Source organism: Halostella litorea, assembly GCF_004785955.1.
GTDB classification, from domain to species: Archaea; Halobacteriota; Halobacteria; order Halobacteriales; family Natronoarchaeaceae; genus Halostella; species Halostella litorea.
On the sequence record NZ_SJER01000001.1, the window covers coordinates 903,122 to 928,846 of the forward strand.

At 70.1% G+C, this 25,725-nt stretch carries 26 protein-coding genes and 1 tRNA gene; 11 read left to right on the forward strand and 16 right to left on the reverse strand.

Annotated features, from left to right (window positions below; translation table 11 throughout):
- The first annotated feature begins 63 nt into the window (after positions 1–63).
- Positions 64–378 (forward strand): GNAT family N-acetyltransferase, encoded by a 315-nt coding sequence (locus tag EYW40_RS10170; protein ID WP_135821495.1) that lies wholly within the window; start codon positions 64–66, stop codon positions 376–378.
- A gap of 80 nt (positions 379–458) precedes the next feature.
- On the opposite strand, the gene thsB is transcribed toward EYW40_RS10170, so the two are convergent.
- The 8 genes from thsB to citZ all read right to left on the reverse strand — a co-directional run bounded on the left by thsB (position 459) and on the right by citZ (position 7,396).
- A complete protein-coding gene (gene thsB, locus EYW40_RS10175; RefSeq protein ID WP_135822054.1) occupies positions 459–2,099 on the reverse strand; it encodes a thermosome subunit beta in 1,641 nt (546 codons plus the stop codon).
- A 189-nt stretch (positions 2,100–2,288) separates the two neighbouring features.
- Positions 2,289–3,023, reverse strand: coding sequence for an SOS response-associated peptidase (locus tag EYW40_RS10180; protein WP_135821496.1), 735 nt, complete (start codon positions 3,021–3,023; stop codon positions 2,289–2,291).
- 489 nt (positions 3,024–3,512) lie between these two features.
- Positions 3,513–3,594, reverse strand: a tRNA-Ser gene (locus tag EYW40_RS10185).
- 29 nt (positions 3,595–3,623) lie between these two features.
- Positions 3,624–3,830 carry a DUF7981 family protein gene (locus tag EYW40_RS10190; RefSeq protein ID WP_135821497.1) on the reverse strand — a complete coding sequence of 69 codons (207 nt, stop codon included), beginning with the start codon at positions 3,828–3,830 and terminating at the stop codon, positions 3,624–3,626.
- A 17-nt stretch (positions 3,831–3,847) separates the two neighbouring features.
- A complete protein-coding gene (locus tag EYW40_RS10195; RefSeq protein ID WP_135821498.1) occupies positions 3,848–4,228 on the reverse strand; it encodes a Rid family detoxifying hydrolase in 381 nt (126 codons plus the stop codon).
- Between the two features lie 36 nt (positions 4,229–4,264).
- Positions 4,265–5,476, reverse strand: a complete 1,212-nt coding sequence (gene ilvA, locus EYW40_RS10200) for a threonine ammonia-lyase (RefSeq protein ID WP_135821499.1) — start codon at positions 5,474–5,476, stop codon at positions 4,265–4,267.
- Positions 5,477–5,747: 271 nt separating this feature from the next.
- On the reverse strand, positions 5,748–5,936 hold the full coding sequence (locus tag EYW40_RS10205; RefSeq protein ID WP_135821500.1) for a DUF7511 domain-containing protein: 189 nt from the start codon (positions 5,934–5,936) through the stop codon (positions 5,748–5,750).
- 320 nt (positions 5,937–6,256) lie between these two features.
- Positions 6,257–7,396: a citrate synthase gene (gene citZ / locus EYW40_RS10210; protein WP_135821501.1), complete on the reverse strand. Its 1,140-nt coding sequence runs from the start codon at positions 7,394–7,396 to the stop codon at positions 6,257–6,259.
- A gap of 231 nt (positions 7,397–7,627) precedes the next feature.
- Here citZ and EYW40_RS10215 point away from each other — a divergent pair, with 231 nt between their 5' ends.
- The gene (locus tag EYW40_RS10215) at positions 7,628–8,824 is read left to right on the forward strand and encodes a potassium channel family protein (protein WP_135821502.1); all 1,197 of its coding nucleotides are present in this window, start codon (positions 7,628–7,630) and stop codon (positions 8,822–8,824) included.
- Between the two features lie 4 nt (positions 8,825–8,828).
- On the opposite strand, the gene EYW40_RS10220 is transcribed toward EYW40_RS10215, so the two are convergent.
- Positions 8,829–9,119: a DUF7536 family protein gene (locus EYW40_RS10220; protein WP_135821503.1), complete on the reverse strand. Its 291-nt coding sequence runs from the start codon at positions 9,117–9,119 to the stop codon at positions 8,829–8,831.
- A 103-nt stretch (positions 9,120–9,222) separates the two neighbouring features.
- Between EYW40_RS10220 and EYW40_RS10225 the strand changes: the two genes are divergently transcribed.
- The 5 genes from EYW40_RS10225 to phnE all read left to right on the forward strand — a co-directional run bounded on the left by EYW40_RS10225 (position 9,223) and on the right by phnE (position 14,249).
- The gene (locus EYW40_RS10225; protein ID WP_135821504.1) at positions 9,223–10,179 is read left to right on the forward strand and encodes a succinylglutamate desuccinylase/aspartoacylase family protein; all 957 of its coding nucleotides are present in this window, start codon (positions 9,223–9,225) and stop codon (positions 10,177–10,179) included.
- Entirely contained in the window at positions 10,179–11,372 is a 1,194-nt protein-coding gene (locus tag EYW40_RS10230) for a pyridoxal-phosphate dependent enzyme (RefSeq protein WP_135821505.1), read from the forward strand. Before EYW40_RS10225 ends, EYW40_RS10230 begins: the two co-directional genes overlap by 1 nt.
- A 97-nt stretch (positions 11,373–11,469) precedes the next feature.
- Positions 11,470–12,438: a phosphate/phosphite/phosphonate ABC transporter substrate-binding protein gene (gene phnD / locus EYW40_RS10235; RefSeq protein WP_135821506.1), complete on the forward strand. Its 969-nt coding sequence runs from the start codon at positions 11,470–11,472 to the stop codon at positions 12,436–12,438.
- Positions 12,439–12,510: 72 nt separating this feature from the next.
- The gene (gene phnC, locus EYW40_RS10240) at positions 12,511–13,269 is read left to right on the forward strand and encodes a phosphonate ABC transporter ATP-binding protein (protein WP_135821507.1); all 759 of its coding nucleotides are present in this window, start codon (positions 12,511–12,513) and stop codon (positions 13,267–13,269) included.
- Complete coding sequence (phnE, locus tag EYW40_RS10245; RefSeq protein WP_135821508.1) at positions 13,266–14,249, forward strand: phosphonate ABC transporter, permease protein PhnE; 984 nt, start codon at positions 13,266–13,268, stop codon at positions 14,247–14,249. The genes phnC and phnE overlap by 4 nt, the downstream gene beginning before the upstream one ends.
- A 51-nt stretch (positions 14,250–14,300) precedes the next feature.
- Here phnE and EYW40_RS10250 read toward each other — a convergent pair whose 3' ends face one another.
- Both EYW40_RS10250 and EYW40_RS10255 read right to left on the reverse strand, forming a co-directional pair.
- A complete protein-coding gene (locus EYW40_RS10250) occupies positions 14,301–15,101 on the reverse strand; it encodes an inositol monophosphatase family protein (protein WP_135821509.1) in 801 nt (266 codons plus the stop codon).
- Positions 15,102–15,453: 352 nt separating this feature from the next.
- Positions 15,454–16,722 (reverse strand): tRNA(Ile)(2)-agmatinylcytidine synthase, encoded by a 1,269-nt coding sequence (locus EYW40_RS10255; protein ID WP_135821510.1) that lies wholly within the window; start codon positions 16,720–16,722, stop codon positions 15,454–15,456.
- A 149-nt stretch (positions 16,723–16,871) separates the two neighbouring features.
- Between EYW40_RS10255 and EYW40_RS10260 the strand changes: the two genes are divergently transcribed.
- The 3 genes from EYW40_RS10260 (at position 16,872) to EYW40_RS10270 (ending at position 19,989) form a co-directional block, all read left to right on the forward strand.
- On the forward strand, positions 16,872–17,837 hold the full coding sequence (locus EYW40_RS10260) for a transcriptional regulator (protein WP_135821511.1): 966 nt from the start codon (positions 16,872–16,874) through the stop codon (positions 17,835–17,837).
- A gap of 71 nt (positions 17,838–17,908) precedes the next feature.
- Positions 17,909–18,793: a universal stress protein gene (locus EYW40_RS10265; RefSeq protein WP_135821512.1), complete on the forward strand. Its 885-nt coding sequence runs from the start codon at positions 17,909–17,911 to the stop codon at positions 18,791–18,793.
- The gene (locus tag EYW40_RS10270) at positions 18,793–19,989 is read left to right on the forward strand and encodes an inorganic phosphate transporter (RefSeq protein ID WP_135821513.1); all 1,197 of its coding nucleotides are present in this window, start codon (positions 18,793–18,795) and stop codon (positions 19,987–19,989) included. Before EYW40_RS10265 ends, EYW40_RS10270 begins: the two co-directional genes overlap by 1 nt.
- Here the strand turns inward: EYW40_RS10270 and EYW40_RS10275 are convergent.
- The 4 genes from EYW40_RS10275 to EYW40_RS10290 form a co-directional block, all read right to left on the reverse strand.
- Positions 19,986–20,417 carry a universal stress protein gene (locus tag EYW40_RS10275; protein ID WP_135821514.1) on the reverse strand — a complete coding sequence of 144 codons (432 nt, stop codon included), beginning with the start codon at positions 20,415–20,417 and terminating at the stop codon, positions 19,986–19,988. The genes EYW40_RS10270 and EYW40_RS10275 overlap by 4 nt on opposite strands.
- Before the next feature lie 43 nt (positions 20,418–20,460).
- Positions 20,461–20,814, reverse strand: coding sequence for a hypothetical protein (locus tag EYW40_RS10280; RefSeq protein ID WP_135821515.1), 354 nt, complete (start codon positions 20,812–20,814; stop codon positions 20,461–20,463).
- 191 nt (positions 20,815–21,005) lie between these two features.
- A complete protein-coding gene (locus EYW40_RS10285) occupies positions 21,006–21,263 on the reverse strand; it encodes a glutathione S-transferase N-terminal domain-containing protein (protein ID WP_135821516.1) in 258 nt (85 codons plus the stop codon).
- Between the two features lie 77 nt (positions 21,264–21,340).
- Positions 21,341–22,768 (reverse strand): NCS2 family permease, encoded by a 1,428-nt coding sequence (locus tag EYW40_RS10290; protein ID WP_135821517.1) that lies wholly within the window; start codon positions 22,766–22,768, stop codon positions 21,341–21,343.
- A 292-nt stretch (positions 22,769–23,060) separates the two neighbouring features.
- Between EYW40_RS10290 and EYW40_RS10295 the strand changes: the two genes are divergently transcribed.
- A complete protein-coding gene (locus EYW40_RS10295) occupies positions 23,061–24,977 on the forward strand; it encodes a DEAD/DEAH box helicase (RefSeq protein WP_135821518.1) in 1,917 nt (638 codons plus the stop codon).
- Here the strand turns inward: EYW40_RS10295 and EYW40_RS10300 are convergent.
- Entirely contained in the window at positions 24,974–25,684 is a 711-nt protein-coding gene (locus tag EYW40_RS10300; RefSeq protein WP_135821519.1) for a phosphoribosyltransferase family protein, read from the reverse strand. The two genes, EYW40_RS10295 and EYW40_RS10300, sit on opposite strands and share 4 nt — an antisense overlap.
- Positions 25,685–25,725: the final 41 nt, after the last annotated feature.

Below are 25,725 nucleotides of genomic sequence, written 5' to 3' on the forward strand. Positions count from 1 at the left end.
TTCACCAACTCCTCGTTGCCGCCGCCACCGCCGCTTTTCCGGCAGTGACGAGAACGACGCCGCATGGCCGACGACCTGTCGATCCGGCGGTTCGACCCCGGCGACGGCGACCGGGTCCGCGAACTCCACGAGGACCGGCGGACCGCGGAGGTGACACGGATGCGCGTCGACCCGGACCGCCAGCGGCAGGGATACGGCACCGCGATCCTCGCCGCCCTCGAAGATCGCGCCACGGAACTCGGCTACGAGACGCTCGTGCTGGACACGCTGGACCGGCAGACGGGGGCGAAGCGGCTGTACGAGTCCTTCGGCTACGAGGAGACGGGTCGCGGACGGATCGGGGAGTACGAGCGGGTGTTTTACCGAAAAGAACTGTAGCAGTCGGAAACGTCCGGGAACGTGCTACGCGAGCGGTGCGAGCGGTGTGAACGGCTGTGTGATGTGGGTTCCGGCCGGCTCTACATCATGCCGCCCATGCCGCCGCCCATGCCGCCCATGCCGCCGGCACCGCCGGGGCCGCCGGCCTCGTCGTCGCCCTTGTCGGTCGACAGGTCGCCGGCGGAGATGATGTCGTCGATCTTGAGCACGAGGTTCGCGGCCTCGGTGGCGCTGGACAGCGCCTGCTCCTTGGCGTGTGCGGGCTCGACGACGCCGGCCTCGAACGTGTCCTCGACGCCGGCGGAGAACACGTTCAGGCCCGCGCGGACGTCGCCGGCCTCGTGGTCGGCGCGCAGGTCGACGAGCGTGTCGATGGAGTCGAGACCGGCGTTCTCGGCGAGCACGCGCGGGACGAGCTCCAGCGAGTCGGCGAAGGCCTCGACGGCGAGCTGCTCGCGGCCCTCGACGCCGTCGGCGAAGTCGCGCAGTCGGCTGGCGACCTCGACCTCGATGGCACCGCCGCCGGCGACCACGCGGCCGTCGGAGACGGTCTGTGCGACGACGTCGAGCGCGTCGTTGACGCCGCGCTCCAGCTCGTCGACGACGTGGTCGGTCGAGCCACGGAGGATGAGCGTCACGCCGTGGGCGTCGTCGCCGGTGACGTAGAACAGCTCGTCCTCGTCGTCGCGGGTGACGTCGCCGTAGCCGAGGTCGTCCGCGGAGAGGCTGCTCAGGTCGGAGACGATGTTCGCGCCGACGACCTCCTTGAGGAACTCGATGTCGGACTTCTTCGCGCGGCGGACGGCGAGGATGCCCTCCTTCGCGAGGTAGTGCTGGGCGAGGTCGTCGATGCCCTTCTGGCAGAACACGACGTCAGCGCCGGAGGCGGCGATCTTGTCGACCTTCTCCTTGAGCTGCTCCTCCTCCTGGTCGAGGAACTGCTGGAGCTGGTCGGGGTCCGTGACGGAAACCTCGGTGTCGACGTTGGTCTCCTCGACCTCGATGGCCTGGTCGAGCAGGAGGATGTCGGCGTCCTCGACGGACTTGGGCATGTCGTCGTGGACGGGGTCCTTGCTGACGGTGCCGCCGTTGATCAGCTCGGACTCGCCGGCCGAGCGGCCGGTCTGGGTCTCGATGTTGAGGAACTCCAGGTCGACGGTGTCGTCGACGGTGACCGCCGAGACGGCGTCGACGATGAGCTGGGAGAGGTGCTCCTTGTTCAGCTCGGCGCCCTTGCCGGTCATCGACGTCTCGGCGACGGAGCGCAGCAGGTCCTCGTCGTCGGCGTCGACGTCCTCGGCGACCTCGTTGACCTCCTCGCGGGCCTGCTCGCTCGCGAGGTGGAAGCCCTTGATGATCGCCGTCGGGTGGATGTCCTGCTCGAGGAGGTCCTCGGCGTTCTTCAGAAGCTCGCCAGCGATGGCGACGGCCGTCGTCGTCCCGTCGCCGGCCTCGTCCTCCTGGGTCTCGGCGACCTCAATGATCATCTCGGCCGTCGGGTTGTCGATGTCCATCTCCTGAAGGATGGTGACGCCGTCGTTCGTGATGGTGACGTCGCCCATCGAGTCGACGAGCATCTTGTCCATCCCTTTCGGGCCGAGCGTGGAGCGGACGGCCTCCGCGACCGCACGCGCAGCGGAGATGTTGTAGTTCTGCGCGTCCTGGTCCTTCACCCGCTGGGACTCCTCGCTCATTACGATCATCGGCTGGCCCTGTTGCATTCGCTGGCTCATAGTCACTCCGAAGTATGAATGTGATTCTATATAAAGCTTGCTTTGTCGGATTAGCCGGCCGCCGCTGGCGGCGTGGGCCTGCGGTCCATAACCGCCGTACGTAAGCGACCATCCCCCAATATCGTGTGACGTGGTACCGCGGATCTCTCCGCCGCGCTCGCGGCGCTCCTGCGGTATTTATATACTATCATCGTCGACCGGTTCGGCGACCGCAGGCGAGTCGTTCGCGGGGTCGTTCACCGCCGTCGACACCGGGTACGCCCGCATCTCGGTTGCGGGATGCGTCTTGAGCAGGTCGAGCGCCTCGTCGGGCGCGGCGGTGAGCCACCGCTCGGCCGCGCCGTCGTCGAGGATGACCGCCATCCGGTGGTGGAGGTCGGCGACGAGGTCGTTTGGTTCGGTGGTAATGACCGCAAAGGAGTCGACGCGCCGCGTCCCCGTCTCCGGCTCGCCGTCGCCGAAGGCGTCGAGGCCCACCTGCTCGACCTCCGTCTCCCACGTCGCCCAGAGGCCGGCCATGAGGAACGGACGGTCGTCCTCGAACGCCACGCGGTAGGGGCGCTTGCCGCCGTCGGTCTCGACCCACTCGTAGAAGCCGTCGGCGGGGACGAGACACCGCCCCGCCCGCGGCCCGCCGTCCGCGTGGGACTGCTCGAACGCGTCCCGAAAGCTCGGCTTGTCGGCCACCGTCTCCGCGCGGGCGTTGATGAGCCCCGACCCGTCGTCGTCGGCCCACGGGGGCACGAGCCCCCACTGCAGGAACTCGACCCGGTCCGACGCGGCGTCGCGGACGACCGGCAGTTCCTCGCCGGGGGCCATGTTGTACCGCGGCTCTATCGCCGCCGTCGGCTCGGCGTCGAGCAGGTCGATCAGGTCCTCACGGGGGGCGAAGAGGCTGTAGCGGCCACACATTGGCGGCGGTTGGGGCCGCCGGACCAAAACCCCGGCGTTCGCGGCGGTAGTCGGGCCCTTCGGGCCGGCGAGCGCCGTTACCCGGCGTGTACTGAAGGGGCGTTCCGACGTAGCCGCGTTCGGGTGACGGGCCAGGTCACCCGGTTGGTATGACCGACAACTGCGAAGCCGTCGTCTGCGAAAGCGGGTGGTTCGAGATCCGGGACCCGGCGCGCTCCGGGCAGTGGATCGCTGTCGAGAACCCCGTCGAAGTCAGGCGGTGACAGCGCCGACCCGGACCCGCGGCGGAGCCGCCCGGCGACATCAGCGGCCACCGTACCGTATCGCTCACACGCTCCACGCGCCACGTCGCCGCCGTTCCGCCGACCCCGATCGCCGCGACGGCCGGTCCGTCGCCGACGGTCAGCGCCGGCCGCCGCTGACCGGCGACGGTATTTTATCGGCCGACCCGTGACGGAGACAGGTCTCGACGAATTGAAAACCCGAAAACGCCAGGACTGGGATTTGAACCCAGAATCCCGAAAGGGAACACGCTTTCCAGGCGTGCGCCTTGCCGTTCGGCCATCCTGGCACGCACTCAGGTGTAATCGGGAGGACCGTTTAAACCCTTCCGTTCCGGTCGGCCAGCCAGCCCTCCCCGAGATAGGAGAGGCCGGCAGCCCCCGCGGCGACGGCCATCGTCACGGCCGCGACTCCGGGGATCGGGACGCTCGTCCCGTCGACCAACAGGTAGCCCTGGTACAGCACCAGAAACGAGAGCGCGCCGACGACGCCCCAGAGGAGGCTCGACTTGACGCGAGGTCGCATGCGAGCGGGCGTCCGGCTCACTCCGCCGAGGCGATCGCCTCTATCTCCACGCCGACGCCCTTCGGCAGGGCGGCGACCTCGACGGCGCTCCGGGCCGGCGGGTTGTCGAGGAAGTACTCCTCGTAGGCCTCGTTCATCGCCTCGAAGTCGTCGATGTCGTCCATGTACACCGTCGTCTTCAGCACGTCCTCGACGGTGAGGCCCTCCTCCTCGAGGATCGCGGTGACGTTCTCCAGGGACTGCCGGGTCTGGACCGTGATCGACTCGTCGGCCAGCAGGTCGCCGTCGGCGGTCATGGGGATCTGGCCGGCCGTGAACAGGAGCGACCCGTCGGTCGTCGCCTGACTGTACGCGCCCACCGCGGCGGGGGCGTCGGGGGTGCCGATGACGCGTTTCATGCGCAATGTGACGGCCGGCGGGGGCTTAAAACCGGGCTACACCAGCACGTCGACCTCGTACCCGCGGTCGCGCAGCTCCGCAAGCAGGCGGTCGACGTGGTCGGGGCCGCGGGTCTCCAGGTCGAGTTCGACCTCGGTGTCGCTCATGCCGATCTCGCGGGAGGTCCGGTCGTGCTGGATGGCGTAGATGTTCGCGCGCATGTCGGCGATGATCTCGATCAGGTTCTCCAGCGACCCCGGTTCGTCCACCAGCACCGTCCGGAGCTTCAGATACCGACCGGTTTCGACCAGCCCGCGCATTATCACCGTCGTGAGCATGTTCAGGTCGATGTTGCCGCCACAGAGCGCGGGGACGATGACCTCGTCCTCGTCGTACTCGAAGTGCCCTTCGAGCAGCGCCGCGAGGGGGACCGCGCCCGCGCCCTCGACCATCGTCTTCGAGCGTTCGAGCAGGTTGGTGATCGCCATCGCGATGTCGGCGTCGGGCACCGTCACCACCTCGTCGACCCGCTCGCGGATCACCTCGAACGGCCGCTCGCCGACGCTCCGGGTGGCGATCCCGTCGGCGATCGTGTCGACGGCGTCGAGTTCGTGGATCGACCCCTTCTCCAGCGACGTGGCGACCGACGACGCGCCCGCCGCCTGGACGCCGACGACCCGGACGTCCGGGTCGTAGGCCTTGACCGCGGTCGATATCCCCGAGATGAGGCCGCCGCCGCCGATGGGGACGACCACGGTGTCGACCTCGGGGAGGTCCTCGACTATCTCCAGCCCGATCGTCCCCTGGCCGGCCATCACCTTCTCGTCGTCGAACGCGTGGACGTACGTGCGCCCCTCCGCGCGTTCGATCTCGTGGGCGCGCTCCGCGGCCTCGTCGTAGTCGGCCCCGTGGAGCACCACCTCCGCCCCGTAGCTCTGCGTGGCCTTGATCTTCGAGATGGGCGCGTTCTCCGGCATCACGATCTTCGAGTCGACCCCGACCCGGGAGGCCGCGAGGGCGACGCCCTGCGCGTGGTTGCCCGCGCTGGCCGTGACGACTCCCGCGGATTTTTCGTCGTCCGTAAGCGTTTTGATGCGGTTCGTCGCGCCGCGGATCTTGAACGACCCCGTCCGCTGGAAGTTCTCGAGTTTCAGGTGCACGTCCGCGCCGGTCATCGACGAGAACGTGTGGGAGTAGTCAAGCGGCGTCCGGCGGGCCGTCTCCGATACCCGCTCGCGCGCTTCGCGAACGTCGCCGATGTCGAGCATGGGTACCCGTTCCGGCCCGGGTGAGTAATGATTTAGGATACGGCCCGACGCCCCGGCGTAGCGACTGACGGGCGGTTCGAAGGGGAAAGAGGGGAAGTGCACGGTGCGTGTGGCGTGCGTCCTACGGAGGCGGCGGAGTGAACATAAACCTCAGGTGCGCGGAGTGAAAGTGTAACCGCAGGAAGGCACGCCGGTCGAACCGGCGTCGTGCGCCCGTCTGACGCCCGACACGCGGGCGTCGTTCGCGAACCGTTCACACGGTCGGAGGCGGCTATCGCACCGCGTCCAAGTCGACGACGGCGTCGGCTTCGACCGTGATCCACCGGGACATGCGGTCGATACCGGTGCTCCCCCTCGGGTAGAGCGTGCACTCGTCCGGCCGGCCGTCGTTCTCGACCGTGACGGCGTGCAGTTCCTCCCCGGGCGACTTCGAATCGGTCGTCGGCGTGTTCGTACTCATGGTGGTGTGCGTCGCGTCCGCGGCCGGGAGTTTCCCCCCGCCCCCCGATTCACCACAGACGCTTCGTGGACTTGGTTATAGGGCCTCTAGTCGGACGACGTAGCGAGTAGCTGACGCTTACGAGACGGGCGGGAACGGCCGTCCGTGGCGATCCGGGGCGCACACGAAATCGAACGGTACCGGCCGGTAGCGAAGCCAGCGGACGGTTTTGAAACGGGCCCGAACGACGGTAAAGAGCGGCTACTCGGGACAGTGCGGGCCGAGGTGTGTGCGATGCGGGACGTTACCGGGGCGACGCCGACCGGAAAAACGACGGCCGCTCAGCGCTCGTCGACGGGGACGAACTCCTCGCGCTCGGACCCGACGTACCGGGCGCGCGGCCGGATGAGGCGGTTGTCCTCGAACTGTTCGAGGACGTGGGCGATCCAGCCGCCGGCGCGGCTCATCGCGAAGATGGGGGTGTAGATGTCGACCGGGATGCCCATCTGGTAGTACGTGGAGGCGGAGTAGAAGTCGACGTTCGGCGCGATGCCTTTCTCCTCGGCCATGAACTCCTCGATGGCGACGCTGTACTCGTACCACTTCGTGTCGCCGGCCGCCTCGCCGAGCGCCTCGGACTCCTCGCCGAGGATCTTCGCGCGGGGGTCCTTGACGTTGTAGACGCGGTGGCCGAACCCGGGGACGCGCCGGCCCTCGTCGAGCGCGTCGCGCACCCACTTCACCGGGTCCTTGTCGCTGTCGTCGACCTCCTTCAGCATCCGCATCACGTTCTGGTTCGCGCCGCCGTGGAGGCTACCCGACAGCGTCCCGATGGCGGAGGTGACCGCGCTGTGGAGGTCGGCCAGCGTGCTGGAGGTGACCATCGCGGCGAACGTGGAGGCGTTCAGACCGTGGTCGGCGTGGAGCACCAGCGCCATGTCGAACGTCTCGGCGAGCACGTCGTCGGGCTCCTCGCCGTTGAGCATGTAGAGGAAGTTCGCGGCGTGGTCCAGGTCCTCGCGCGGGTCGACCGGCTCCTGCCCGTTGCGGATCCGGTTGTAGGCGGCGAGGAGCGTCGGGATCTTCGCCGTGATCCGGCGACCCTTCCGGAGGTTGGCCTCGCGGTCGTCCGGTTCGTGGTCGGAGTCGTCCGGGTCGTACCCCGACAGCATCGACACCGCCGTCCGGAGCGCGGCCATGGGGTCCTCGTCCTGCTCGGCGAGTTCGCGGACGGTCGCCAGCACGCCGTCGTCGACCTCGCGCTCGGCCGTCATCTCGTCGGCGAAGTCGGCGAGCTCGTCGGCGTCGGGGAGGCGGCCGTGCCAGAGCAGGTAGAGGACCTCCTCGTAGCTCGCCTGCCTGGCCAGGTCCTCGATGGCGTAGCCGCGGTAGACGAGTCGTCCCTCGTCGCCGTCGATGTGGCTCAGTCCGGACTCCGCGACAAGCACACCCTCGAGCCCCTTCTTCAGCTCGTCAGACATACCGTGTGAGTTGCTCACCATGCCGGAAAAGCATTACCGTTTCCCGCGTGACCGACCCGACGATACGTCGGGATACCGGCGGGAAACGCCGGGAAACGGCGCGAATCCCCCGCGTCGCGGCCGCCCGGGGGTCCGGCGGGGACGGTCACCCGGGCGCACAGTTCGGCCCGCGTCCCGCCGGCCACTCGGGGACCGGCAACGCTTTTCTCGGGAGGGATGCAAGGGCGAGGCATGGACGCGCCCGGTGCCGTCGAGTACGAACCCGCGAGCGTCAAGGAGCTGCTCGCGGAGATGAAAGACACCGCGGAGCTGCTTATCGACCTCTCGTACTCGGCGGTGCTGCTGGGCAGCGACGACCTCGCCGAGGAGGTGCTCACGCTGGAGGAGCGGATGGACGTGCTCCAGCTTCGGGCGCGGATGAGCCTGCTGATGGCCTCGCGGAGCGTCGACGACGCCGAACAGCTCGCCCCGGTGCTGGGCGTCGTCGGGGCGGCCGAGGGGATAAGCGACGCCGCGGGCGACATCGCCGCGGTCGTCTTGGAGGAGATCGGCCTCCCCGACGCCCTGCGGACGGCGCTGCCCGACGCCGTCGAGACGCTGGTCCGGGCGACCGTCGACGCCGACAGCGAGTACGCCGGCCGGACGCTGGGCGACATCAACCTCGAAACCGAGACCGGGGTCCGGGTGATCGCCATCCGGCGCGGCGGCGACTGGCTGCTGAACCCCGACCGCGGGACCCGGGTCGAGGCCGACGACGTGGTCCTGCTGCGCGGCCCGGACGACGGCATCTCGACCGTCTACGCGACGGCGACCCGGACCGCCTACGCCCCGCCGGAGCCCGAGGCCGCGGGCATCGACGACCTCGACCGCGCGGTCGACTCCATCGTCCTCATGAAAAACATGAGCGAACTTGCGGTCGACCTGGCGTACGGCTCGGTACTGTTCGACAGCGAGGACGTCGCCGCCGAGGTGGCCGAACTCGAAGCGGAGGTCGACGCCCTCCAGTCCCGGTTCGAGGCGTGGACGCTCCGCGCGGCGGCCCGCGTCGACGACCCCGTCGCGCTCCGCGGGCTGGTCCGGATCGGCACCAGCACCGAGGAGATAAGCGACGCCGCCCTCGACATCTCCGAGGGCGTCCTGCGGGGGATCGGCGCGCACCCGGTCGTCACCGAGGCGGTGCTCGAAAGCGACGAGGTGATCGTCCGGCTGACCGTCGACCCCGGGAGCGAGTTGGACGGCGTCACGCTCGGCGAGCGCGAGGTGAAGACGGAGACGGGCACCCGCGTCATCGCCGTCCGCCGGCCGGGCGAGGGCGACGACGACTGGGTGGTCTCGCCGGGGCCGGCGACGCGGCTCAACGGCGGCGACGTGCTCCTCGCGAAGGGGACCCGGACGGGCGCGGAGCGGCTGGCGGCGCTCGTGAGCTGAGTTCCTACTCGCCGCCGTCCTCGCGGGCGAGCCGCACGGCCGAGACGAGCGTCAGGACGGTGACGAACAGCATCGCCGACGTCACCGCGGCGACGAACGCGAGCGCGAGGTAGAGCAGGGGCGAGCGGCCGCGGGCCGGCACGCCCGATAGGACGGCGGGCGCGACGACGAAAAAGCCATAGAGGACGGCGGCGAAGCCGACGCCGGCGACGGCGCTTATCTTCGCGTTGCGGGGCACGTCCAGCGCCCGCATGAACTGCACCATCGGCGGCCGGTCGGGGACGTCGTCGGGCACGGGCGGGCGTACGCGCTCCGGCGACAAATCGGCGTCGTTCCGGGCGCGCGTCCGACGGACGAAAGTCCGAACCCCTAAGGCGGATCGCGCCGACGATCCGTCAATGACGACGTTGGGAACCGCGAGCGCGGCCCCTGGCGAGATGGACACGGGGCGGCTCCGCGTCGGCGAGACCCGGGACGGGAGCCCGGCGGAGCTCCCCGTCGCGGTGATAAACGGCGCGGCGTCGGGCAAGACCCTGTACGTGCAGGCGGCGAGCGACGGCGACGAGCTGAACGGCGTCGGCGTGGTCCAGCGGGTCGTCCCGCGGCTCGACCCCGCCGAGATCGCCGGCACGGTGCTGGTCGTCGGGATCGTCAACTACCACGGGTTCCAGGTGGCCGAACACCGCAACCCGATCGACGACACGAAGATGAACCGGGCGTACCCCGGCGACGAGTCGGGCACGTCGAGCGAGCGCATCGCGGCGGCGACGTTCGAGGCGGCGACGCGGGCGGACCTGATCCTCGACCTCCACCAGGGGTCGACGAGCCGGATGATAAACGAGGTGCGCGTCCGGTGTGGCAAGCGCCACCGCGCCCACTCGAAGTGCCTGGAGCTGGCGAAGGCGTTCGGCGCGGGCTACGTGCTGGACCAGAAGGGGCCGGACGGCCAGCTCGCGCGGGCCGCCCCCGACGAGGGCATCCCGACGGTCGACCCCGAACTGGGCGGCTCGGTCGGCTGGGACGAGGAGAGCGTCCGCGTCGGCGTCGAGGGGGTGTTCAACGTCCTCCGGCACTACGGGTTTCTGGACGGCCAAGCCGACTTCGACCCGCAGGTGCGCGCGAGCGGCTTCGACCAGTTCGGCTCGCCCGTCGGCGGGCTGGTCCGGTACGAGCACGAACTGGGCGACCGCGTGAGCGCCGGCGAGACGCTGTTTCGCGTGACGGATACGTTCGGCCGGCGGAAGGCGGAGGTGACGGCCGACAGCAGCGGGATATTCTGGCGCTCCCGCCGACTGCCCCAGGTCGCGACCGGCGAGTACGTCTGCTCGGTCGCCACCGACGTGGACGAGTACTGATGCCGGCCGACCTGCGCTGCCACGCCTGCGGCAACGAGTACGAGGCCGGGCCGGACGAGCCGTGGCGCTGTGCCTGCGGCCACGCGCTCGACTTCGCCGCCCAACCCCTCCCGGAGGGGAGCCCGCCGCCGTTCTCGAAGCTCGACACCCGCCGCGGGCTGTGGACGTTCTTCGAGTTCCTGCCGGTGAGCCGGCAGGTGAGCCTCGGCGAGGGGTTCACGCCGCTCGTGCCGGCCGAGGAGTGGGACGCCCAGTTCAAGCTGGAGTACGTGTTCCCGACCGGGAGCTACAAGGACCGCGGCGCGACGACGCTGCTCTCGCGGGCGGTCGAACTCGGCGTCGACACCGTCATCGAGGACTCGTCGGGCAACGCCGGGGCCGCCATCGCCACCTACGCCGCCCGCGCGGGGCTGGACGCGGAGATATACGTCCCCGCGGACATCAAGCAGTCCAAGCTGGTCGCCATCCAGCGCGCCGGCGCGCGCCCCGTCCGCGTGGAGGGCGACCGCGAGGCCGTCACCGAGGCCTGTCTCGCCGCGGTCGAGGGCGACGAGAGCGCCGCGAGCCTCGGCGACGCCCCGGGACAGAGCGGCGAGGGGTGGTACGGCAGCCACGCCTGGAACCCCGCGTTCTACGCCGGCACGATGACGTTCGCCTTCGAGGTGGCCGCCCAGCGCGAGTGGGCAGTGCCCGACGCCGTCGTCCTGCCGCTCGGCCACGGCACGCTCCTGCTCGGCGCGTACCGCGGCTTCCGCGCGCTCCGGGAGGCCGGCGTCACCGACGACGTGCCGCGGCTGCTGGCCGCCCAGGGCACCGGCTACGCGCCCATCGCCGAGGCGATCGGGAGCGACCCACCCGACGAGCCGGACCCGGGGGCGGAGCTGACCGCCGCGCTGGACCGCGATGAGGAGCCGGCCGAGCCGAACGAACTCGTCGACGGCGTCCACATCAAAGAGCCCGCCCGGAAGGACCAGATCGTCGACGCGATCCGCGACACCGGCGGCGACGCCGTCGCGCTGGACGCCGCCGCCGTCGAGGGGAGCCTGGACCGGCTCCACCGCGCCGGCTTCTACGTCGAACCGACGAGCGCCATCGCCCCGGCGGCGCTCTCGGAGTACCGCCGTCGCGGCGTCGTCGCCGAGTCCGACGACGTGGTCGTCCCCCTCACCGGGAGCGGGATGAAGACCCTGTAACGTCCGGGTCGCCCGGTTCTGAATTGGTGACTTTCACGGGATATATATAGGTAATAGCAAAGTTTAATAGGTAACCTTCGGATTTTCGCACGTCCCTATGACAGATCGTCGTAACTTCCTCAAGGGTGTCGGTGCAGCCGGGACTGTCGCGTTTAGCGCCGGGTGTATCGGTGACCTCACCGGCGGAAGCGGCAGCGACTCCAGTACCATCACGTTCTCGCTGACGCCCGCCGAGTCCGACGTGGACGTCCAGGCACAGTATAAACCGATGTTCGACTACCTCGAGGACGAGGCCGACGTAACCATCGAGTCCTCCGTCGCGGCGGACTACGCCGCGGTGCTTCAGGCGCTCGACAGCGACCAGACGGACGTCGCCGACGCCGCGCCCGCCATCGCGCTCCAGGCGGGCAACCAGGACATCGCCGAGGTGGCGGGTATCCGCATCGCCTACGGCGCGGCCCGCTACTTCTCGCTCATCACGACCCTGCCGGACAATGACATCGACGAACTGGCCGACGTCGAGGGCGAGACGGTCGCCTTCGCCGACTCGCTGTCGACCAGCGGGTCGCTGTTCCCGCTGTACATGCTGAACGAGGCGGGGCTCGACACGGGCAACGCGCCCAACGGCGACGCCGAGGACTTCACGGGCCAGTGGTCCGACCACTCCACCGCGCGCGAGACCCTCATCAACCGCGACCCGGTCGTCGCCGCCGGCACCGGCGCGTTCTCGACCGCCGCGAACGTCCCCGCCGACCAGTTCCCCGACCAGTTCATGGACATGTCGGCCGAGGCCGACGGCGCGGGCTCCGCGACGGACGAACAGGAGCTTCAGCTGCTGTCCTGTTCGGACCCGATCCCGCGGGCCCCGATCCTGGTCCGGTCCGGGCTCGACGACGACGTGAAAGGCCGCGTCGTCGACGCGCTGCTGGCCGCCGAGGAGGACGACCTCATCGACGAGGACGCCGACGAGGAACTCTGGTTCACCGGGCTGTCCGAGGGCTCGGTCGACGACTACCAGCCGGTCCAGAACGTCATCGACACGCTGGGCGTCGAGCTGGGGCAGTAACCCGTTCGACATTTTTGCCAGTTTCGTACGAGTTAACAGCATTCATTATCCCTCACGATTAGAAAGCCAACGATGGGAACCATCCGAGTAGAAAACCTAAGCAAGTCATACGGGGACGTTCACGCGCTCGAGGACGTCTCCTTCTCCGTCGACGACGGGGAGTTCGTGATCCTCCTCGGTACCTCCGGCGCGGGGAAATCCACGCTCTTGCGGTGTCTCAACGGGCTCACGAAGCCGACCGAGGGCCGGATCGCGATCGACGGCGAGGAGGTCGTCGGCCCCCGGGACGACATCGCGATGGTGTTCCAGCAACACAACATCATCGAGCAGATGAGCGCGTACTCGAACGCGCTCTCCGGGTCCCTCAACCGCACCGGGTTCCTCCGCAGCCTCCTGCAGTGGAACGACCGCGAGGACAAACTGGAAGCGCTCCGCGCGCTCGAAACCGTCGGCCTGCTGGAGGAGGCCGGCCAGCGCGTCGACAGCATGAGCGGCGGCCAGCAACAGCGCGTCGGCATCGCCCGCGCGCTGGTCCAGCAGCCGACGACCCTGCTGGCCGACGAGCCGGTCGCCAGCCTCGACCCGGCCAGCGCCGAGAACGTGATGGGCTATCTCCGCACCGCGGCCGACGAGCGCGACATCACGACCATCGCCAGCCTCCACCAGGTGAACATCGCCCGCGAGTTCGGGAACCGGTTCATCGGGCTCAAGGACGGGAAGAAGGTGTTCGACGGTGACCTCGACGACCTCACCATCGACGCCGTCGACCGGATCTACGGCAAGGAGACGAGCATCACCCGCGACCCCGACAAGGAAGGGGCGGTAGCATGAGCACGGACGACGACTCCGAGGGCGGGCTGCTGGAACGGTTCGGCTTCGGAGCCAGTTCGGTGGAGCCGGCCGAGGACCAGCTATACGCGCTCAAGCGGTCCCGGACGGCCCGCCGGTTGCTGGCGGCCGTCGGGCTGATCGTCTTTTTCTTCCTGTTCCAGCGCGCGCTGTCGGTGGTCGGGTTCACCATCGGGGAGATCATCCGGTACTGGCCGGAGTTCACCTCCGCGCTGGGCGATTTCTTCCCGCCCGGCGAATACTACGGCGTCCCCTTCATCGACGTCGGCGCGTACTGGGAGTTCATCCAGGAACGTAACCTCTTCCAGGAGGCGATCGTCACGCTCGCGATGGGCTTTGCCGGCACCGTGCTCGGCTTCCCCGGCGCACTCATCCTCGGCGTACTCGGCTCCGAGCGCGTGACGCCGTTCCCCTTCAACTTCATCTTCCGCGGCATGATGTCCACCATCCGCGCCATCCCGGCGCTCGTGTGGGCGCTCATCTACATCCCGCTGGGCGGCGTGACGCCGTTTACGGCGACGCTCGCCATCGGGACCGACACGATGGGGAACCTCGGCCGCCTCTTCACCGACGAACTGGAGGAGATCGAGGACGGCCCCATCGAGGGGATCGAGTCGACCGGGGCCGACAAGCCCCAGACGGTCATCTTCGGCATGCTCTCGCAGGTGTTCACGCCGTTCATCGCGTGGACGCTGTACATCTTCGAGATCAACACCCGGATCGCCGTCACGATGGGGCTCATCGGCGGCGGCGGCCTGGGGTACGTGCTCCTCAACGAGCGCGGCCTGTTCCACTACACGAACATGATGGCGACGATCCTCGTCATCCTCGTGCTCGTCATCTCCGTCGAGATGATCAGCCAGCGTACCCGCTCGTACCTGCGTGGCGGGAACGAGGGCAAGGGCTTCCTGACGCTGCTCAAGGAGTTCCCACAGCGGATGGCCGAGTCCGTCTGGAAGTAACGCGGTTCCCGTTTTCCCGTTCTCGACTGCGTAGTCCCGCGGCCGGCCGCGTCAGTTCCGCGCGGCCTCGGTCTCGCGGGCGACCGCGAGCAGTTCGTCGTGGATCTCCCCGTTCGAGGCCACGACGCCGCGGCTGTCGTGTCGCCACCGGTTCCCCTCCAGGTCCGTGACGCGGCCGCCGGCCTGCCGGACGAGATGCGCCCCGGCGACGGTGTCCCACGGGTTCCCACGGAGGTTGGAGAACGACCCGTCGAGCGCCCCGCTCGCCACGTAGCCGAACGTCACCTGTGCCGAGCCGTAGCGCCGCAGGTCGGCGAAGCGCTCGACGACGCCGGTCGCCGCCGCGGCGTACTCGTCGCGCCGGTCGAGGTCCCACCACAGCGTCGGCGAGACGGTGCTCGCCTCGGGGTCGATCCGGTCGCTGACCGACACCGGCTCGCCGTTCAGTCGCGTCGGCCCGTCGGCCGCGACGTACTCGTCGCCGGTCGGCGGGACGACCGTCGCGGCGGCGACCGGTTCGCCGTCGACGACGGCGGCGACGCTCGTACACCAGACCGGGATCCCGCGGACGAAGTTGTTCGTGCCGTCGATGGGGTCGACGACGAAGGAGGGACCGTCGTCGGGCACGACCGTCGGCGCGTCCTCCTCCTCGCCGACGACCGTGACGTCGGGGAACGTCTCGCGGATCGTCTCGATGACCCGCTCCTGGGCCTCGCGGTCGGCCCGGGTCACCACGTCGGTCTTCCCGTCTTTCATCTCGACGGGGAGGTCCGTCCGGAAGTAGTCGGCGGCGACGCTCGCGCCCTCGCGCGCGGCGGCGACGGCCACGTCCGCGCGTTCGCTCTCGTCCATGCCGGTCGTCCGGTCCCCGGCGGGAAAATACGTGCGGGTTTCGGCCCGGGCAAGCGCTACCGCTCCGGATGCGTCGGCCCGTCGAACCCACCCCGCACCAAGGGTTTCGCGACCACCTTTTTCGTCGTCGGGTCGCCGATGGCGACCGCTCCTCGAAAAACGTGGGCGAAAAAGCGCTCGCTCCGGCCGTCGCTCGCGTCCTCCTCACCGCTCCGGATGCGTCGGCCCGTCGAAACCGCCTCGCACCAGCGGTTTCGCGACCACCTTTTTCGTCGTCGGGTCGCCGATGGCGACCACTCCTCGAAAAACGTGGGCGAAAAAGCGCTCGCTCCAGCCGTCGCTCGCGTCCGCCTCACCGCTCGGGATGCGTCGGCGCGTCGAATCCGCCCCGTACCAACGGTTTCGCGATGTGCCGCCGCGCGCAGGGCGGCACCTCGTACCACCCCGGTTCCAGGTCACGCTCGACCGCCTGCTCGACCTTGCCGGGCGCAGTCGTCCCGCAGTCCCGGCAGCGGTAGCCCTGGTTCCGACCGGCGCTCTCCATCGAGCGCTCGCAGTCCGAGCAGTCGGGCGTGACGAGTTCGGTCTCGTTCAGGTCGCGGACGGCGAACTTCTCCAGTTTGAGCGTCCCGCCGCTCACCTCGCCGCAGGCGGTGACCCGGTCGCCGGCGCGGAGCGCGCGGACGCGGTCGCGGAACCGCTTGGTCGGCTCGAAGGCGGCACAGGGGAGTTCGGCGTCGCCGTCGGCCAGCGTCAAGAACACGTGGCCGCCCTCCCGGGTTTCGGGCGGGTCGGCGACCGTCCCGTCGACGCGGTACGAGCGGCCGTCGCGGGCGTCGGCCAGCGCTGCGTCCCGCAGGTGGGCGTCGGTCCCCTGGTTCGTCAGAAACAGCGCGGTCGACTCGACCGGTTCGCTCCCGATCCGCTCGGCGACCCACCGCACAACGTCGGGGTCGTCGCCGCGGATCCCGTGGAGGATGGGGCCGGGCGTGTGCGGGACGCAGACGGCCTGGCCCTCGCCGCGGTCGACCGTGTCCCAGGCCTCCGGGTAGGCGTCGTCCGCCGCGGCGAACACCGAGTCGAGGTCCACGTCACGTGGCGTCCCGCGGGCGTCGGGGTAGCGGTAGGAGATGTACTCGTAGGTCCACTCCGGGACGGCGCGCCACGCGCCGACCGCGGCCAGCGCGCCGACCGTGCCGCGGGCGTTCTTCCACCCGGCGCGGCGGTAGCCGCGGGCGTCGGCCAGCGCCGTCGCGTCCGCCACCTCGTGGTGGTCCCGCATCGCGTCGCGGGCGAAGGCGGCCACGTCGTCGGGCACGTCGTCCGGGTCGCCCGGCGCGACGACGAGTCCGGGGTTCGTGTTCGGGTCGTCGGTCTCCGCGGCGGCGTCGAGTTCCTCGCGGGCGGCCGCGAAGGCGGTATCCGGGGCGACGTCGGCGTGGACGGCGAGCGCGGCGTTGCCCCGCGTCTTGTGCTCGACGGCGGGGTTCAGGCGCACGAGGAGCAGTCGCTCGACGGTCCCGCCGGCCGCGCGGATCCGGGCGGCGACTTCGCGGGCGAGGTACGTCGTGCACATCCCGCGCTCGCGGGAGTCGGTGTCGTCGATGCCGACGACGGTCATCGCAGTCGGCTAGGGCCGGGGGCCGTGTAACCGCTTTCGGGTTCGCGCCGGATACAAGAAGCTATCGCCCCGGGTTCGGAAAACCGCCCGCAAGGGGCGGGATCGCTTCGGCACAACGCCTATATGCGATGAATCGCTTACGTACGGGTATGTCCCGGTCCGCTCTGGTCGGCAACGTCACGGCCATGTTGGAGGACGCCGGCTTCACGGTGAGCGACCGGTGTGCGATCCGCCCGAAGAGCTTCGACATCGCCGCACGGCGCGGCGAGGACCTCGTGTTGCTGAAGATCCTCGCCAACATCGACGCGTTCGACGGCGCGACCGGCGCGGAGATGCGCCGCCTCGGCACGTACCTCAACGGCACGCCGATGGTGATCGGGCTGCGCACCCGCGACGAGGACCTGGAGCCGGACGTGGTGTACTTCCGGCACGGCGTCCCGGTGATGAGCCCCGACACGGCCCTGAACCTGTTCGTCGAGGAGGTGCCGCCGCTCATCTACGCCGCACCCGGCGGCCTCTACGTCAACATCGACAGCGACGTGCTCGCCGACGAGCGCGAGGAGAAGGGGTGGAGCCTCGGCCAACTGGCCTCCGAACTCGGCGTCTCCCGGCGCACCGTCTCGAAGTACGAGGACGGGATGAACGCCTCCGTCGAGGTGGCCATGGAGCTTGAGGAGATGTTCGACGCGCCGCTGACCAGCCCGGTGTCCGTGCTCGACGGGGCCGAAGAGGTCCACGAGGCCGAGCCGACGCCCGACGACCCCGAGGCCGACCCCGACGACGAGCGCATCGTCGCCGTCATGACCCGCGCCGGCTTCGACGTCCACCCGACGCTGCGCGCCCCGTTCAAGGCCGTCAGCGAGGACGACGGGTCGGGCGAGGGGACGGTGCTGACGGGCCACTCCGAGTTCACCCGCACCGCCGAGAAGCGCGCCCGCATCATGGGCTCGCTCGGCCGCGTCACCGGCACCCGCTCGGTCTACTTCGTCGACAGCGCCAAGCGCGACTCCGTCGAGGGCACCGCGATCATCGAGCGCGAGGAGGCCGAGGACATCAGCGACGCCGACACCCTCCGGGACCTCATCCGCGAGCGCTCCGGCGGCGAACCGGCCTGACCGGCTCGGGAGGGCGTCGCAGTCCCGTCACCCACGCGAAGCTTTTGTGCGGCCGGGTCGAAATGTAACCGATGGACCGCCCGGAAGTGCTGGTCGCGGTGAGCAACCCCGAGCACGTCGAGCAACTGGTCCGGAGCGCGAGCGACCTCGCGCGGACCATGGACGGCGGCGTGCGGATAGTCAGCGTCGTGGTCAAGTCCCACGACTCGCCTTTCGGCGTGTTCTCCGACGAGACGATAATCGAGGAGTACTCCGGCGACAGGCGGGCGCTGCTCGACCGCGCGTCGAGGGTCGCCCCCGAGGACGTGCCGGTCGACGCGGAGGTGCTGGTGGCCCGCTCCGTCGAGGACGGCCTGCTGCGGGCCGTCGCCGAGATGGGGCCCGCCGCCCTGCTGGTCGGCTGGCACGGCGGCGGCCGGCGGCGGTCGGACGTCGTCCTCGGCACCAGCGTCGACGCCCTGCTCCGCCGGGCCCCCTGTGACGTGTACGTCGAGCGGATCGGCCGGATCGCCGACGGCGTCGACGACGTGTTGCTGCCGGTGGCGGGCGGCCCGCACGTCCGCCCGGCGGCGGCGATGGCGAAGGCGGTCGCCGCCGCGAACGACGCTAGCGTGACGGCCCTCGCCGTGGCGGCGCCCGAGGACGACCGCGACCGCGCGGCCGAGTGGGCGGCGAACGGCCGCGCGGCGGTCGAGGCCGCGCCGGGGCCGGCGGTCGAAGTGACAGCGACCGTCGGCGAGGCCGACGACGCAATCGACGCGCTGGTGGCCGCGGCCGACGACAGCGACCTCGTCGTCTTCGGCGCGACGAGAGCCGGGACGCTGCAGGCGCGCCTCGTCGGCTCGGTCCCCCGGGCGGTCGCCGATCGGACGGACCGAACCGTGCTGATCGCCCGGGCGTCCGAGGCCGCTCGCACCGGCCTCCGGGGGCTGATCGCCGGGTTCCGGAGACGCTGATGGCCGTCGCGTCCCCGGCGCTGGTCGCGCTCGCCGCGGTCGCGGGGCTGTTCATGGCGTGGTCGCTGGGCGCGAACAGCAACTCGCCGCCGTTCGCCCCGGCCGTCGGGGCCAACGCCGTCCCGACAATGCGGGCCGCCTTCCTCATCGGCGTATTCGCCGCACTGGGCGCGCTCACGCAGGGCGGAAGCATTTCGGAGACGGTCGGGACGGGGCTGGTCCGCGGCGTCACGCTCTCGCCGCTCGCCGCCTCCGCGGGCCTGCTCACCGCCGCGGCGTTCATGACGGTCGGCGTCTACTCCGGCTACCCGATCCCGGCGGCCTTCGCCACCTCGGGGGCGGTCGTCGGCGTCGGCCTGTCGCTGGGCGGGACGCCGGCCTGGGACACGTACCGCCGCCTGGGGCTGTTCTGGCTCGCCGTCCCGTTCATGTCCGGCGGCATCGCCTACCTGACGGCGAAGCTCCTCCGCCGGGACGACGTGCCGGACGCCGTCGGCGTGCCGCTGCTCGCCGGCCTCGTCGCGGGCATCCTGGCGAACGTCTCGCTGGGCGTGATCCCGTCGCCGGGGCCGCAGGGCACGGTCGCGGGCTTCGTTGCCCGCCTGCTCGGCGGGCCGACGGTCGGCGGGGTCGGGGTCGTCGAGGGGCTCACGACGCTCGCGTTCGCGGCGGGCGGCTTCGTCGCCATCCGTCGCCGGATGCGCAGGTCGGTCGACGCGGGGATCCGGTGGTTCCTGCTCGCGCTCGGCAGCGTCGTCGCCTTCTCCAGCGGCGGCAGCCAGGTCGGCCTCGCCACCGGGCCGCTGGAGACGCTCGTGCGGGTCGAACTCGGCCTCCCCGGGATCGTCCTGCTCGCGCTCGGCGCGACCGGCATCCTCGCCGGGGCGTGGATGGGCGCGCCGCGGCTGCTGCAGGCCACCTCCCGCGAGTACGCGCAACTGGGGCTGCGGCGCTCCATCGCCGCGCTCGTCCCCGGGTTCGTCATCGCCCAACTCGCCATCGCGCTCGGCATCCCCATCTCCTTCAACAACATCATCATCTCGGGCGTGATCGGCGGCGGACTGGCGGGCGGTTCGGCGGGCGTCTCCCGGTCGAAGATCGGCTGGACCGTCGCGTTCTGGCTGATCACGCTCGTCTCCTCGACGGCGGTCGGGTTCGCCCTCTACCGTGCCTTCGCCGCCGTGCTCGGCGGCTAGCGGACGACGGTCACCGTCACCGGGGCCTCGCTCACGACAGCCGTCGCGACCGTGCCGAGCAGCCGCCGCGTCAGGTCGCTGCGCTCGCCGCCGTGGCTCCCCATGACGATCCCGTCCACGTCGTGGGTCTCAGCGTAGTCGACGACGGTCTCGGCGGGGTCGCCGGACTCGACGACCGTCTCGACGGTGCGGTCCGCCGCCTCGGCGCGGTCGCGGGCGCGCTCGACCAGCCGCTCGGCCCGGTCGCGGGCGGCCTCGCGGCGCTCGTCGTCGGCCGCCAGCACGCCCCCTTCGCTCATTCCGGCGTCTATCGGCGTGACGACGTTCAGCACGGTTATCCGGCAATCGTGGACCGCGAGGGCGTGGGCCAGCGCGTCGTCGGCGAGCGGCGACCCGTCCAGCGGGACGAGGACGTGTGACGGCTCCATACAGGTCGTTCGTCGTGGACGAGTATGTATCCGCCCCTGCCGTCTACTCGTGTGCGGCCGCCGTCGACAGTAGGAGGAACGCTATCGCGCCCATGAGCCAGACGATCAGCCCGAACACCGTCGGCTCGCTCAGGCCGGCGTACTCCCCGAACGCGAGCGGGCTCACGCTCAGTCCGAACAGCCCGACCGCGTAGCCGACCCTGTCCCGACGGGAGGTGAACTCGACCTGCGTTCCGAGCAGGGAGAGGTCGAACGCGAGGTAGAAGTACGCCGCGCCGGCGTAGACAGCCGCGACGCCGAGCGCCGGGAACCAGTGCGTGAGGAGGAACTCGCGGACCAGCCCGCCGGCGAGGAGTCCGAACGCGACGGCGAGCGGGAGGGACCTATCGAGCGACATTCGTTCGGTCGTCGGCCGCGACCGCCGAAACGTTTCCCCATCGGTCCGGCAGCTACGACCGTCCGGAGTGCTATGGTCGGCGAGTCCGCGAAGACGCGTCGGTCCGTCTCATAGTGTTTGCTCTCGTTAATTACCGGCGCTCGCCCGCACCGGTACCGGCGATCGCCGGTAAACAGTGAGAGCAACCACTATCAGGCCGCGCCGTCGCCGTACGTCTCCTCCAGGTACTCGACGATGTCGTCGCTCTCGGGCATCCCCTCGACGCCGTGGTCGGGGTCGACCAGCACGGGGACGCCCGTCTGGCCGCTCACTTCCTCGACCTCGGTGCGCTCGCTGTGGGAACTGGGCACCATGTGGGACTCGTAGTCGAGGCCGAGTTCGTCGAGCTTGGTCTTGACTTTCGCGCAGTACGGACAGCCTTGGAGTTCGTACAGTTCGAGGTTCGGCATCGACCGGTCGTAGGCGGTCCGGACAAAAAAGCGCCCGGACGGTGTGTGCCCGGGACGCACGCCCGGGCGTCGCCGGTCTACAACTGGCCGGTGAGGATGCCGCTGGTGCGGACGAAGAAGTAGAACACGAACGCGGCGGCCAGCAGCCACTGGCCGACCGACACGTCGCGTGCCTGCCCCTTCGCCGCCTTCACGACCGGGTAGCTGATGATGCCGGCGGCGATGCCGTACGCGATGGAGAACGTCAGCGGCATGACGATGATCGTCATCCCGGCGGGGATCGAGTGGGTGACGTCGTCCCACTGGATGTCGGTGACGTTGCCCAGCATGATGATGGCGACGACGACCAGCGCGATGTGGGAGGCGTACTGGGGGATCGCCGCCGCGAGCGGGACGATCGCCAGCGAGAGCAGGAAGAGGACGCCGATGACCAGCGCCGTCATGCCGGTGCGGCCGCCCTCCTCGACGCCCGTCGCGGACTCGATGTACGTCGTCACCGTGGACGTGCCGAGGATGCCGCCGACGGTGGTGCCGACCGCGTCGGCCATCAGCGGCTTGTCGATGTCGGGCAGGTTGCCGTCCTCGTCGAGGAAGTCCCCCGCCTGGCCGACGCCGACGAGCGTGCCGGCGGTGTCGAAGAAGTCCACGAAGAAGAAGGTGAACACGACCAGCGCGAACGTGAACGCCTCGACGTTCTGGAAGCCCTCGACGAACGCGCCCGCAAGGGGCGTGATGTCGTACTGCGCGCTCGGCAGGCTGGCGGGCGCGAGCACGCCCTCGGCGACCACGTCGCCCATCGTCAGCCCCCAGCCCGCGACCGTCGTCAGGAGGATGCCGAGGATGATCGACCCGCGGACCCCTGCGGCGTACAGCGCGAGCGTCAGGAACAGCCCGACGACCGACAGCACGGCGACGGGGTCGGACGCGAGATCCCCCAGCGCGAGGATCGTGCCGGCCTGGTCCGCGCCGACGACGACGTGCATCGCCTCCAGCCCGATGAGCGCGAGGAACAGGCCGATACCGGTGCCGACCGAAAACTTCACCGGTTCGGGGAACAGCCCGATGATGTACTCGCGAGCCCCGACTGCCGTCAGGACGATGAAGATGACACCCTCCGTCACGACGGCGGCCAGCGCCGTCTGCCAGGGGACCCCCATCGCGCCCACGACGGTGAACGCGAAGAAGGCGTTCAGCCCGAGGCCGGGTGCCTGCCCGAACGGCCGGTTGGCGTAGAACGCCATGACGAAGATCGCCGCCGCCGACGCCAGTATCGTAACGACGGCGAGCATCTGGATCACCTCCACGTCGCTGTAGCCGTCGATCGCGATGCCTGGCGAGGTCACCTCGCCGTCCGCGTTGGTCGTCTGTGCCATGACCGAGGGGTTGACGACGATGATGTACGACATCGTGAGGAACGTCGTCACCCCGGCCAGTATCTCCGTGCTGAGGTCCGTGTCGTGGCCGTCGAAGTCGAAATACTCCGACAGCGTATCGCTTAGTGCCATGTGAACAATTGTCCAAGTCCCGGCTATCACTTAATTATTTACATATTTTCTTACCGAATAATATGCAAGTTAGGGAGTAACAGGTCACACGGCGAAATATGTGGGACTATGATGTCGGAATGTTTGCTCTCACTGCTTCTCGGCGATCACCGACAAGAGCGATCGGACACCGGTGATCGACGAGAGCAACCGCTATCAGCCGTGGGTCGTCGCTACGGCACCCCGGACGACCCCCGCTCGCGGCGCGGGCGGCGCGCAGGTTTATGTATCGAGCCGCCCGAACGGTGGACGAATGCACGTCGGCGACCTCCCGCTCGACCCCGACTTCGTCGAGCACTACCGCGAGCAGGGGATCGAGGAGCTGTACCCGCCCCAGGCCGCGGCCGTCGAGGCCGGCGTCGCGGACGGCGAGTCGGTGGTCGCCGCCGTCCCGACCGCCAGCGGGAAGACGTTCGTGGCCCAGTTGGCGATGCTGACGGCCGACGGGACCGCCCTCTTCATCGTCCCGCTCCGGGCGCTGGCCGCGGAGAAGTACGAGGCGTTCGCGGACCTGCCCGGCGTCAGCGTCGGCATCGCCACGGGCGACTTCGACGCGCCCGACGAGGAACTCGGGGAGCACGACGTCGTCGTCGCCACCAGCGAGAAGGTCGACTCGGCGATCCGCAACGGCGCGAACTGGGTCGAGAACGTCGGCTGTGCGGTCGTCGACGAGATCCACCTGCTCGACTCGCCGGACCGCGGCCCGACGCTGGAGGTGACGATCGCGAAACTCCAGCGCCTCGCGCCCGACCTGCAGGTCGTCGGCCTGTCGGCCACCGTCGCCAACGCCGACGCGGTCGCCGACTGGCTCGACGCCGAACTGGTCACGTCGACGTGGCGGCCGGTCGACCTCCGGGCGGGCGTGTACGACGAGGGCGCGATCACCTTCGAGGACGGCGACGCACGCACGGTCCCCACCGCGGACGACGCCCCGACGGTCGCGCTCGTCCGCGACGCGGTCGAACAGGGCGGCCAGTGTCTCGTGTTCGTCAACTCCCGACAGGGGACCCAGGAACTCGCCCGCGACCTCGTCGCCGCGGCGGTCGTGCCGGAGTCGACGGGCGACGCCGTCGCCGCGGAACTCCGCGAGTCCGCCACCACCGGGACGGGAACCGACCTGGCCGACTGCGCCGCGGCCGGCGTCGCCTTCCACCACGCCGGCCTGCGCTCGGACCACCGGACGACCGTCGAGGCGGCGTTCCGCGACCGCGACCTGTCGGTCATCGTGGCGACGCCGACGCTGGCCGCGGGGGTGAACGTCCCCGCGCGCCGCGTCGTGGTCCGCGACACCGTCCGCTACACCGACGACGGCGTCCGGCCCCTGCCGGTGCTCGAGGTCCACCAGATGTTCGGCCGCGCCGGGCGGCCCGGGCTGGACCCGTACGGCGAGGCGGTGCTGGTCGCCGACGGCGACGACGCCGACGACCTCCGGGAGCGCTACGTCGGCGCGGACCCCGAGGCCGTCACGTCGAAACTGGCCCGCGAGGACGCGCTGCGCACGCACGTCCTCGCCACCGTCGCCAGCGGGTTCGCCCGCTCCCGCGAGGACCTGCTGGACGTGCTCGGCTCGACGTTCTACGCCCACCAGAAGCCCGACGCCGACCTCGCCGGGGCCGTCGACGACGCGCTCGCGTACCTCGACGACAACGGCATGGTCGACGACGGGGACGCGCTCGCGGCGACGGACCTGGGCGCGCTCGTCTCCCGCGTGTACGTCGACCCGCTGACCGGCGCGGACGTGCTCGCGGCCATCGAGCGCGCGACTGCGATGGACCGGGTCACGTCGCTGACCGTCCTCGAACTCGTCTGTGACACCCCGGACATGCGGGGGTCGTACGTCCGCAACAGCGAGGCCGGGCGGCTGACGCGGTACGCAATGGACAACGCCGACGAACTGGCAAAGCCCGTCCACGACTTCGACGGCGACTTCCAGGCGTGGCTCCCGTCGCTGAAGACCGCCCGCCTGCTCGACGACTGGATCCACGGCGAAGACGAGGGGGCGCTGGCCGAGCGCTACGGCGTCGGGCCGGGCGACGTCCGCCGGATCGCCGAGCGCGCTGAGTGGCTGCTCAACGCGACGGCGTCGCTGGCCGAGCGCGTCGACGAGGACGGTGACGTCACCGAGACGATCCGGGCCACCCGGGCGAAGCTAGGGGGGCGAAACCCCTAGTACGTGGTCAGCGCGCCGACCGGCGCGTCGGTCAGTTCGCGGGCGCGGGCGATGCCCTCGTCCCCGACCGAGATGAGCGCGAACACGCCGCCGACCTCGGCGTCAGCGCGGGCGGCGATGTCGAGCAGCAGTTCCTGCGTCTCGCCCGAGCGGATGAGGTCGTCGACGACCAGCACCGTCTCGCCGGGCTCGATGGCCGACGTCGGGAGGTAGTAGGTGAGTTCGATCCCCGACTGGAGGCGCTGGCGGGACTCGATGAACTCCTCGACGGCCGTCTCCTTGGACTTCTTGGCGTACGCCGAGCGCGCGCCGAAGTAACTCGCCATCGCCGCGGCCAGCGTGATGCCGTCGGTTGCCGCGGTCAGCACCACGTCCGGCCGCTCGAAGTCGAACGCGCCGGCGGCGACGGGCGCGATCAGGTCGAGAAACGACTGGTCGAACACGACGCCGGAGTTGTCGACGTACCCCTCGTCGTCGACCCGGACGCGCTCCTCCAGTTCCCGGGACAGCGCCTCGCGGCCCACACCGTCGACCACCTCGCGGGCGCGCTCGGCGCTCGGGAGCACGTGCCCGTTCACGTACCGGTTGAGGTCGCCGGCCGGGAGGTCGGTCACCTCCGCGAGTTCGTCGTACGTCCGCGACTCCTTCAGCATCCGCAACACCGAGACCGCCTGCAACTGCAGGCCGGCCTTCTCTGCGCGGTTCATGTCTCTGATCACGGTTGCACAAACATGAATACACCGGATCG

Excerpts from the sequence above, each read along its gene's own strand:
- EYW40_RS10265 (WP_135821512.1), top strand. The coding sequence starts at position 17,909 with ATGGACCGCCCGGAAGTGCTGGTCGCGGTGAGCAACCCCGAGCACGTC.
- phnC (WP_135821507.1), top strand. The coding sequence starts at position 12,511 with ATGGGAACCATCCGAGTAGAAAACCTAAGCAAGTCATACGGGGACGTT.
- EYW40_RS10300 (WP_135821519.1), bottom strand. The coding sequence starts at position 25,684 with ATGAACCGCGCAGAGAAGGCCGGCCTGCAGTTGCAGGCGGTCTCGGTG.
- ilvA (WP_135821499.1), bottom strand. The coding sequence starts at position 5,476 with ATGCTCGACATCGGCGACGTTCGCGAAGCGCGCGAGCGGGTATCGGAG.
- citZ (WP_135821501.1), bottom strand. The coding sequence starts at position 7,396 with ATGTCTGACGAGCTGAAGAAGGGGCTCGAGGGTGTGCTTGTCGCGGAG.
- EYW40_RS10250 (WP_135821509.1), bottom strand. The coding sequence starts at position 15,101 with ATGGACGAGAGCGAACGCGCGGACGTGGCCGTCGCCGCCGCGCGCGAG.
- phnD (WP_135821506.1), top strand. The coding sequence starts at position 11,470 with ATGACAGATCGTCGTAACTTCCTCAAGGGTGTCGGTGCAGCCGGGACT.
- EYW40_RS10275 (WP_135821514.1), bottom strand. The coding sequence starts at position 20,417 with ATGGAGCCGTCACACGTCCTCGTCCCGCTGGACGGGTCGCCGCTCGCC.
- EYW40_RS10260 (WP_135821511.1), top strand. The coding sequence starts at position 16,872 with ATGTCCCGGTCCGCTCTGGTCGGCAACGTCACGGCCATGTTGGAGGAC.
- EYW40_RS10170 (WP_135821495.1), top strand. The coding sequence starts at position 64 with ATGGCCGACGACCTGTCGATCCGGCGGTTCGACCCCGGCGACGGCGAC.
- thsB (WP_135822054.1), bottom strand. The coding sequence starts at position 2,099 with ATGCAACAGGGCCAGCCGATGATCGTAATGAGCGAGGAGTCCCAGCGG.
- EYW40_RS10255 (WP_135821510.1), bottom strand. The coding sequence starts at position 16,722 with ATGACCGTCGTCGGCATCGACGACACCGACTCCCGCGAGCGCGGGATG.
- EYW40_RS10215 (WP_135821502.1), top strand. The coding sequence starts at position 7,628 with ATGGACGCGCCCGGTGCCGTCGAGTACGAACCCGCGAGCGTCAAGGAG.
- EYW40_RS10280 (WP_135821515.1), bottom strand. The coding sequence starts at position 20,814 with ATGTCGCTCGATAGGTCCCTCCCGCTCGCCGTCGCGTTCGGACTCCTC.
- EYW40_RS10190 (WP_135821497.1), bottom strand. The coding sequence starts at position 3,830 with ATGCGACCTCGCGTCAAGTCGAGCCTCCTCTGGGGCGTCGTCGGCGCG.
- EYW40_RS10285 (WP_135821516.1), bottom strand. The coding sequence starts at position 21,263 with ATGCCGAACCTCGAACTGTACGAACTCCAAGGCTGTCCGTACTGCGCG.
- EYW40_RS10225 (WP_135821504.1), top strand. The coding sequence starts at position 9,223 with ATGACGACGTTGGGAACCGCGAGCGCGGCCCCTGGCGAGATGGACACG.
- EYW40_RS10295 (WP_135821518.1), top strand. The coding sequence starts at position 23,061 with ATGCACGTCGGCGACCTCCCGCTCGACCCCGACTTCGTCGAGCACTAC.
- EYW40_RS10205 (WP_135821500.1), bottom strand. The coding sequence starts at position 5,936 with ATGAGTACGAACACGCCGACGACCGATTCGAAGTCGCCCGGGGAGGAA.
- phnE (WP_135821508.1), top strand. The coding sequence starts at position 13,266 with ATGAGCACGGACGACGACTCCGAGGGCGGGCTGCTGGAACGGTTCGGC.
- EYW40_RS10290 (WP_135821517.1), bottom strand. The coding sequence starts at position 22,768 with ATGGCACTAAGCGATACGCTGTCGGAGTATTTCGACTTCGACGGCCAC.
- EYW40_RS10180 (WP_135821496.1), bottom strand. The coding sequence starts at position 3,023 with ATGTGTGGCCGCTACAGCCTCTTCGCCCCCCGTGAGGACCTGATCGAC.
- EYW40_RS10195 (WP_135821498.1), bottom strand. The coding sequence starts at position 4,228 with ATGAAACGCGTCATCGGCACCCCCGACGCCCCCGCCGCGGTGGGCGCG.
- EYW40_RS10270 (WP_135821513.1), top strand. The coding sequence starts at position 18,793 with ATGGCCGTCGCGTCCCCGGCGCTGGTCGCGCTCGCCGCGGTCGCGGGG.
- EYW40_RS10230 (WP_135821505.1), top strand. The coding sequence starts at position 10,179 with ATGCCGGCCGACCTGCGCTGCCACGCCTGCGGCAACGAGTACGAGGCC.